This window comes from Gordonibacter sp. An230, from assembly GCF_002159915.1.
Classification (GTDB): domain Bacteria; phylum Actinomycetota; class Coriobacteriia; order Coriobacteriales; family Eggerthellaceae; genus Rubneribacter.
The window spans coordinates 86352-92351 of the sequence record NZ_NFJP01000014.1; the positions used below are offsets into that span (position 1 = coordinate 86352).

The window sequence follows — 6000 nt, forward strand, 5'->3', positions numbered from 1 at the left end:
CGGCCAAGCGGCTCGATGCGCGCATCGTGCTGGCTCAACCCGCCGCTGCACCCGATCCGGCCCGTGACACCACCTACGAGCTCGCTGGGTTCGACATGTCGGTCGGGCACGACGAAGGGGCTATGAACGGCGGCTTCTCGGCGCCTGACATGGGTGCGGCTGCCGGCGTGGTGTGGAGCGATGCCGATCGCGACGGACTGCGCGACGACGACGAGCAGCGCGTCGAGGGCGCGACGGTGTTCCTGACCCAGTGGTACTACGATCCAGATGCCGAGAATCCCGCCGATGGCAACAGCCATTGGTTCCAAAACGAGGCGTTCGCCGATGGAACGGCGGATGCCAACGCGGGCGCGCCGACGGGCGCGCGGGCGACGCGAACCGACTCCGATGGCGCGTATCTGTTCGAAGAGCTGCCCACGTTCATCGCCGTTTCCGCGGGCGATGATTTCCGGTTGGCGTCCTATCGGGCAAGCGTCGTTCTTGACGAGGGCAGCTACGCAACGCGAATGCATATGGGCGGCGACGCCACGCGTGACTCCGACCTGTCGGTGTCGGTGCGCGCGGGCGATGCGTACGCTCTTGTCGACCGTTACGAGGGCGATCCGGCTCGCGCCGATGGTGCGGTCATCGTTGCGAAGCCCCAGGAGGCCGGGGCGACGGTGTCGCCGTACGCGCAAGAATACGCGGGCGTCGTCTACGACTTCGAGGCTTTGGCCGAGCCCCAGCGCGCGGGCGACGCAGGCCTGACCGAGGTGAGGCCCGCCGCCGTCGCAGGTGTGGTGTGGGATGACGCCGACGCCGACGGCGTGCGAGAAGAGGGGGAGCATCCCGTGGCTGGGGCCCGCCTCACGTTGGAAAGCTACGCATGGGTGCCCGATGCCGCCGAGCAGCGCGGCGGGCGGTGGGAGCGTGTGAACGCAGAGCCGATCAGGCAGGAGACGACCGCCGCCGACGGATCCTACTCCTTCGAGGTGCCCACCGCCGTGCCAGATCCCGACGAGCCGGGCGTACTGCGCTTGGCGGGTTACAAGGTGCGCATGAACGACGAGGACTATACGGCGCTGGGTGCGGTGGCCGTTACGGCCCGCCGCGCCACGCCCGATTCCACGGTCGATTCCGATTTGCGGGCGCAGCGCCAGGCGATGCCTGCTCCCGAGCAGGGGCGGGCGCGCTATCTCACCGACGACGATCAGTTCGTCGTGGTGGCAGGCGAGAGCGTGGGATCTCAGTACGAGGTGGAGGGCCCCGGCGGCATCGTGTACGACGTGCTCGACGGCTTCACGAACGACTGCTGGGATGCCGGAGTGGTGCAGGTGCCCACCGCCGCGCTCGAGGGCGTGGTGTGGCAGGACGACGATTTCGACGGCCTGCAGGATTTCGGCGAGGGAGAGCAGGGCATGTCCGGCCAGTTGCTGAACGTTGAGCAATGGTACGTCGCCTCTGACGGCGCTTGGACGCGCAATGCCCAGTTCGGCCATGGGCCGTGGGACGCGGTGACGGGCGGAGAGGCGAAGGATGGCGGCGTGGTGCAGGCGACGACCGGCGCCGATGGCCGTTGGAGGGTTGCCGGTCTGCCCACCGCGTGGGTCGATCCGCAGACGGGCGAGGCGCACCTAGCGGCCTATCGCGTGCGTTTGGAGGACACGGCGCAGGGCCGCTTCCTCACGTCCTATCATGCCTTTGACGAGGCCGATCCCAACCGAGACACCACGCTCGAGGATTCCGATGCCTCGATGCGCGGCGAGGATGGTTCGTTCTTGCTGCTTGACCGTGCGTCGTTCGATGCTGGCGATCCCCAGGCGGGCACGCGCCCGGACGGCCGCATTGTGCTGGCGGCTTTGGTTGGCGGGGCCATCGACGGCGTGACGGCGGAAAGCCCCGACGACGGGGAGACGTACCATTTGCTGCGCCCGCAGGCGGAGACCCTGCCGGGCGGCGACGTGGGCGAGGTGCCCGAGCGTCCGGCCTCCATCGTGGGCGTGGTGTGGGAAGACGAGAATCTCGACGGCGTCCAGGACGAGCGCGACGCGGCACCTGGCGGCGTGGCGCCGGGCGTGAACGGAGTGAGCGTGGCACTCGACCGCTTCGTGCCGTCGGAGGACGGGGCCGCATGGGTGCCCGATCCCGCTTGGGAGGGCATGCAGGTCGCAACCGAAACCGGCATCGATGGCGAAGGCAGGCAAAGCGAGGGCGTCTACCGTTTCGACGGTTTGGCCGCCAGCGGTTACGACGAGCAGACCGGCGAGTGGTTCGCCTATGCTTACCGGGTGCGTCTAGCCGATCCCGAAAGCGTGCGGCAAGCGTGGCTGCAAAGCCCCGTGCGCGCCGAGGGCGTCGGCTCGTCCGACAACTCGGATGCCGACACGACCGGTTCGCTCATGTTGAGCGACGGCGAGTACACGGTGCTGCTGGACGAGACGGATGCTTACACCGCCGACGACAACGTGCTGACGACGCCCGCCGCGGTTCCTGCGAGCCAGCTGGCGACGGACGGTGCGGCGTCGGCCACCTCGTTCGACAAGAGCGCGCCGCGCGACGCATCGGGCCGCGACGCTGGCTTGATGACGCCTCCGCAGGCGCGGCTTGCCGGCACGCTCTGGATCGATGCCGACTACAACGGCTTGATCGACGCGGGTGAGGAGCCGTTGCCTGGCAAGACGGTGCGCTTGCGCGCCTATGTTCGCACCGAGGAGGGTTGGCAGCCCGCGCCTGAGTTCGACGATCAGCAGGATACCGACGCGTCGGGTCGCTTCGACTTCGATCCGCTGCCGGTTTCGGCGGCCTACGATGCCGACGGCGACGGCGTGTCTGAACGGCACTTGATGGGTTACGAGGTGGCTGCTTTGGGAGCGGGCGACGCGCACGGCGTGGCCGGCCTTCCCGTGACGGCCCTTCAAGTGGATTCGCCGGAGGCCGATGCGGTCAACTCAAAAGTGCGCCGCCCTGAGGCGGAGGGCGATGTGTACCGCATCGCATGGATGGAGGAGAGCTCCTACGAAGGGAAGCGCACGCTCGATGGGAAAGTGGTGCTGGCCGAGCCTGCAACGTCTGGCGCGACGGAAGAACCGGGGGCTCACGATTCTCTCGAGGGCGCTCAAGCTTCGGCGCCTGCGGGTTCGACCGTTACGGTGGGTGGCCTGGTTGGCTTCCCGTACGAGGCCGAGGGCTTCAACCTTGCGCGTGGCGCTGATGAGCCGCGCATGAACGCCGGGTTCGGCCCGTTCCCTTGCGGCGTGTTGCGGGGCACGGTGTGGTACGACGACGATTACGACGGGCTGCAAGACCTCGACGCGTCGAACGAGGGCGACGAGCACGGCATAGCCGGGCATGAAGTGTACGTGACGCAGTGGTATCGCGACAACGGCGCGTGGGTGCAGAACATGGAGTTCGGCACCGCAGAGGAAGGCTCGCCCGCCGCTTCCCGCGTGACGCGCACCGGCGAGGGCGGCGTGTACGAGTTCGCGGATCTGCCCACGTATGTGCAAATGAAAGACGGCAGGCCTCTCGCGCCTGTCGAGGGCGACGGCGATGCGGGTGTCGGGGACGGCGCCGGATCGGAAGAGCCAGGCGAATCGGGCCTCGCCGCAGGCGATGACGATTTCCGCTTGGCGGCGTATCGCATATCGGTGGCCGAGGCGCCCGAGGGCACGACGCTTACCCGCTACCATGTGGGATCCGACCATACGGCGGACTCCGATGTCGTGCGTGATCGGATGAACGGCACGTTGACGGTGGTGGAGCAGTATGCCGACGGCTCGCAAGAGCAGCTGCGTGGCGACGGCTACGCCATCATGGCGATGCCGCATGCCGAAGACGACGGCGCCCAGTACCTCGATGCGTACAATGGAGTGGAGTACGACGTGCTGCGCACCATCGACGTGCAGCGAGGGGGAGATGCCGGGTTCGTTTCTCCCGAGCGGGCGCGCATCACGGGTATGGCGTGGAGCGACAGCGATGCGGACGGCGTCCGCTCCGATGACGAGCAGCCGGTGCCCGGTGTGAAGGTGACGCTTTCTCGCTACTATTACGTGGACGACTACCGGGCGGACGGCTCGACGGACGACGACGCCGAAGGCCCCGCACGGCTCGATGGCGATGCCGAAGGTGGCTCAGGCGCAGAAAAGCCGGGTTCGCGTTGGGCGTTCGATCGCGAGTTCGCGTCCGGAGACGGAGCGCTTTCCCAGATCACCGGTGCCGATGGTCGCTACTGCTTCGACGATTTGGAAGCGGTGGGCAACCGCATGGTGGGGGATCGCTTCGCGACGGTGGTGTACGGTTACCGGGTGAACGTGGCGCAACTGGCGGACGGTTACGCAGTGACCGAGGCGAATCGCGGCAGTGACGTTCAGAGAGACTCCGATCTGGACGCTCAGACCACGCGTGTGGTGCCGGACGAGCCGGTTGCCGGACTCATCGTTTTGGCCGATGCCGAGCAAGGCGAGGATCCGTCCTTCGTGACGGATGGCCCCGAGGGTCTCTCGTTCACGCCGGTGAGCGCCCACGACAGCGATTTCAACGACGTGGGCCTTGTGCCGTTCGGCACCTCCCTCATCGAGGGGCGCGTGTGGGACGATGCGAACCGCAACGGTGTCCAGGATGCCGGGGAGGGGTTGCTGCCGGGCAACGAGCTGCGTCTTGAGCGCCGTGTTCTCGATTGCGGCGAGCTGGGCGAAGGGTTCGGCGCCACCTGGGGCGACGGTGCGCCTGCGAGCGATTTGGATGCGCAGGGCGAGCCGCTCGTTCCGTCGGAGGTGACGTATCCCGACGCCGGGCAAGCTGTCGAAAGAGCGCCCATGGGCGAGCGCGTCGAGTTCGACGGCATTCTGTCGGATGGCGCGTGGGAGCCGGTGGCCTCGACGGTTTCCGACGAGTGGGGCGCCTATCGCTTCGAAGGGCTTCCCGCCGCGACGGACGAAGGGCTTCCCTATGAGTATCGGGTGACGATGACGCTGCCAGACGGCGCCGAGTACACGGTGCTAGATGCGCAAGAGGCGGGCGACAATGCGGACAGCGACTACGCGCATCTGAACCTGACGGGCGAGGTGGTGCCCCACGAGCAGGGCGTCACGAACCCTGCGCGCTTCCATGCGGAGTATGCGGGCGGGCCGACCGCATACGGGCAGCTGTACGACTACGTGCATCTTTCGGAATGGTCGCGCGACGCGGGGAACGCTATCGATCTGGGCGTGTACTTCGAGGAGTCGCCGGTTGCGATACACAGGCTGCCGACGCTTGGCGACCAGCGGATGCTGCGCGGCCTCGCCATGCTGGCCGTGCTGGCCACGTTGGCCGTCGTGGTGGTTGCGGTGGTGCGCCGCCGTCGCGACCGTGAGGCGGCGGCGCCGCTTGCGTAGACTGCGTTTCCGGGGAGGGTGCAGCCCCTCCCCGGAATGCGTTCGCTTGCCGGGCTCGATCTTCCAGGTCGCGTGCGCGCATGGTTTCTCGGAGGAAGGGCTGGCTGGCCTTCGTCGTCCAGGGCGGGCGGTGTTCGACGCTGGGGTGAAGGAAGCCCCCATCGGACAAGATGCGCGAATCGAAAGGCGGCGCAGGGCCATCGATGCCGCTCATGCGGGGGCGGGGGCCTTCCCCTCGACGACGGCCGAAGGATGGCGTTGCTCTCCGAGGAGCCTCGGTCGGCTTCGGGATGCTCGGCGCCCGGGCTCTTCGTGAGGAAGCCGGCAGTTTTTCGGACGGGGCACAGTCCATCGCGCTGACGAGGGGCGCCGTACGGTTCTCGGTGAGAGCGCGGCAGGAGGCAAGCGCGTCGTCGGAAGCCGAGTCGACGTTGCGCGCGAGTTTGAGGGGCGGCCGGCCATGGACGGTTTCAGGTGGCTGACGTGCCTCATCGTGGGCGAAGGCCCCGCTTCGCCCACGAGCGCCGTGACGTGCGGGCGCAGCGACGGCTGTGGCGTGAAGGGCGCTTTCGCCGTCTTGGCGCGTAGTTCGGCGATTGCGAAAGCGTGATGCGCTCGCGTAGATGCATGTCTCTTATTCACATCT

The 6000-nt window shown here is 67.8% G+C and carries 2 protein-coding genes (1 of these 2 cut by a window edge); both read left to right on the forward strand.

What is annotated here, in order from left to right; translation table 11 throughout:
* A protein-coding gene (locus B5F40_RS09045; RefSeq protein WP_140396465.1) for a hypothetical protein crosses the window boundary here: on the forward strand, positions 1-5354 show its end. 24121 nt of this gene lie to the left of the window's left edge; 5354 of the gene's 29475 nt are visible here — the last part of the coding sequence; the start codon falls outside the window, past its left edge; its stop codon occupies positions 5352-5354.
* Positions 5355-5814: 460 nt separating this feature from the next.
* Positions 5815-5964 carry a hypothetical protein gene (locus tag B5F40_RS16255; protein WP_162610941.1) on the forward strand — a complete coding sequence of 50 codons (150 nt, stop codon included), beginning with the start codon at positions 5815-5817 and terminating at the stop codon, positions 5962-5964.
* Positions 5965-6000: the final 36 nt, after the last annotated feature.

What these genes read in the sequence shown, in the direction of transcription:
- B5F40_RS16255 (WP_162610941.1), top strand. Translation starts at nt 5,815, where the DNA reads ATGGACGGTTTCAGGTGGCTGACGTGCCTCATCGTGGGCGAAGGCCCC.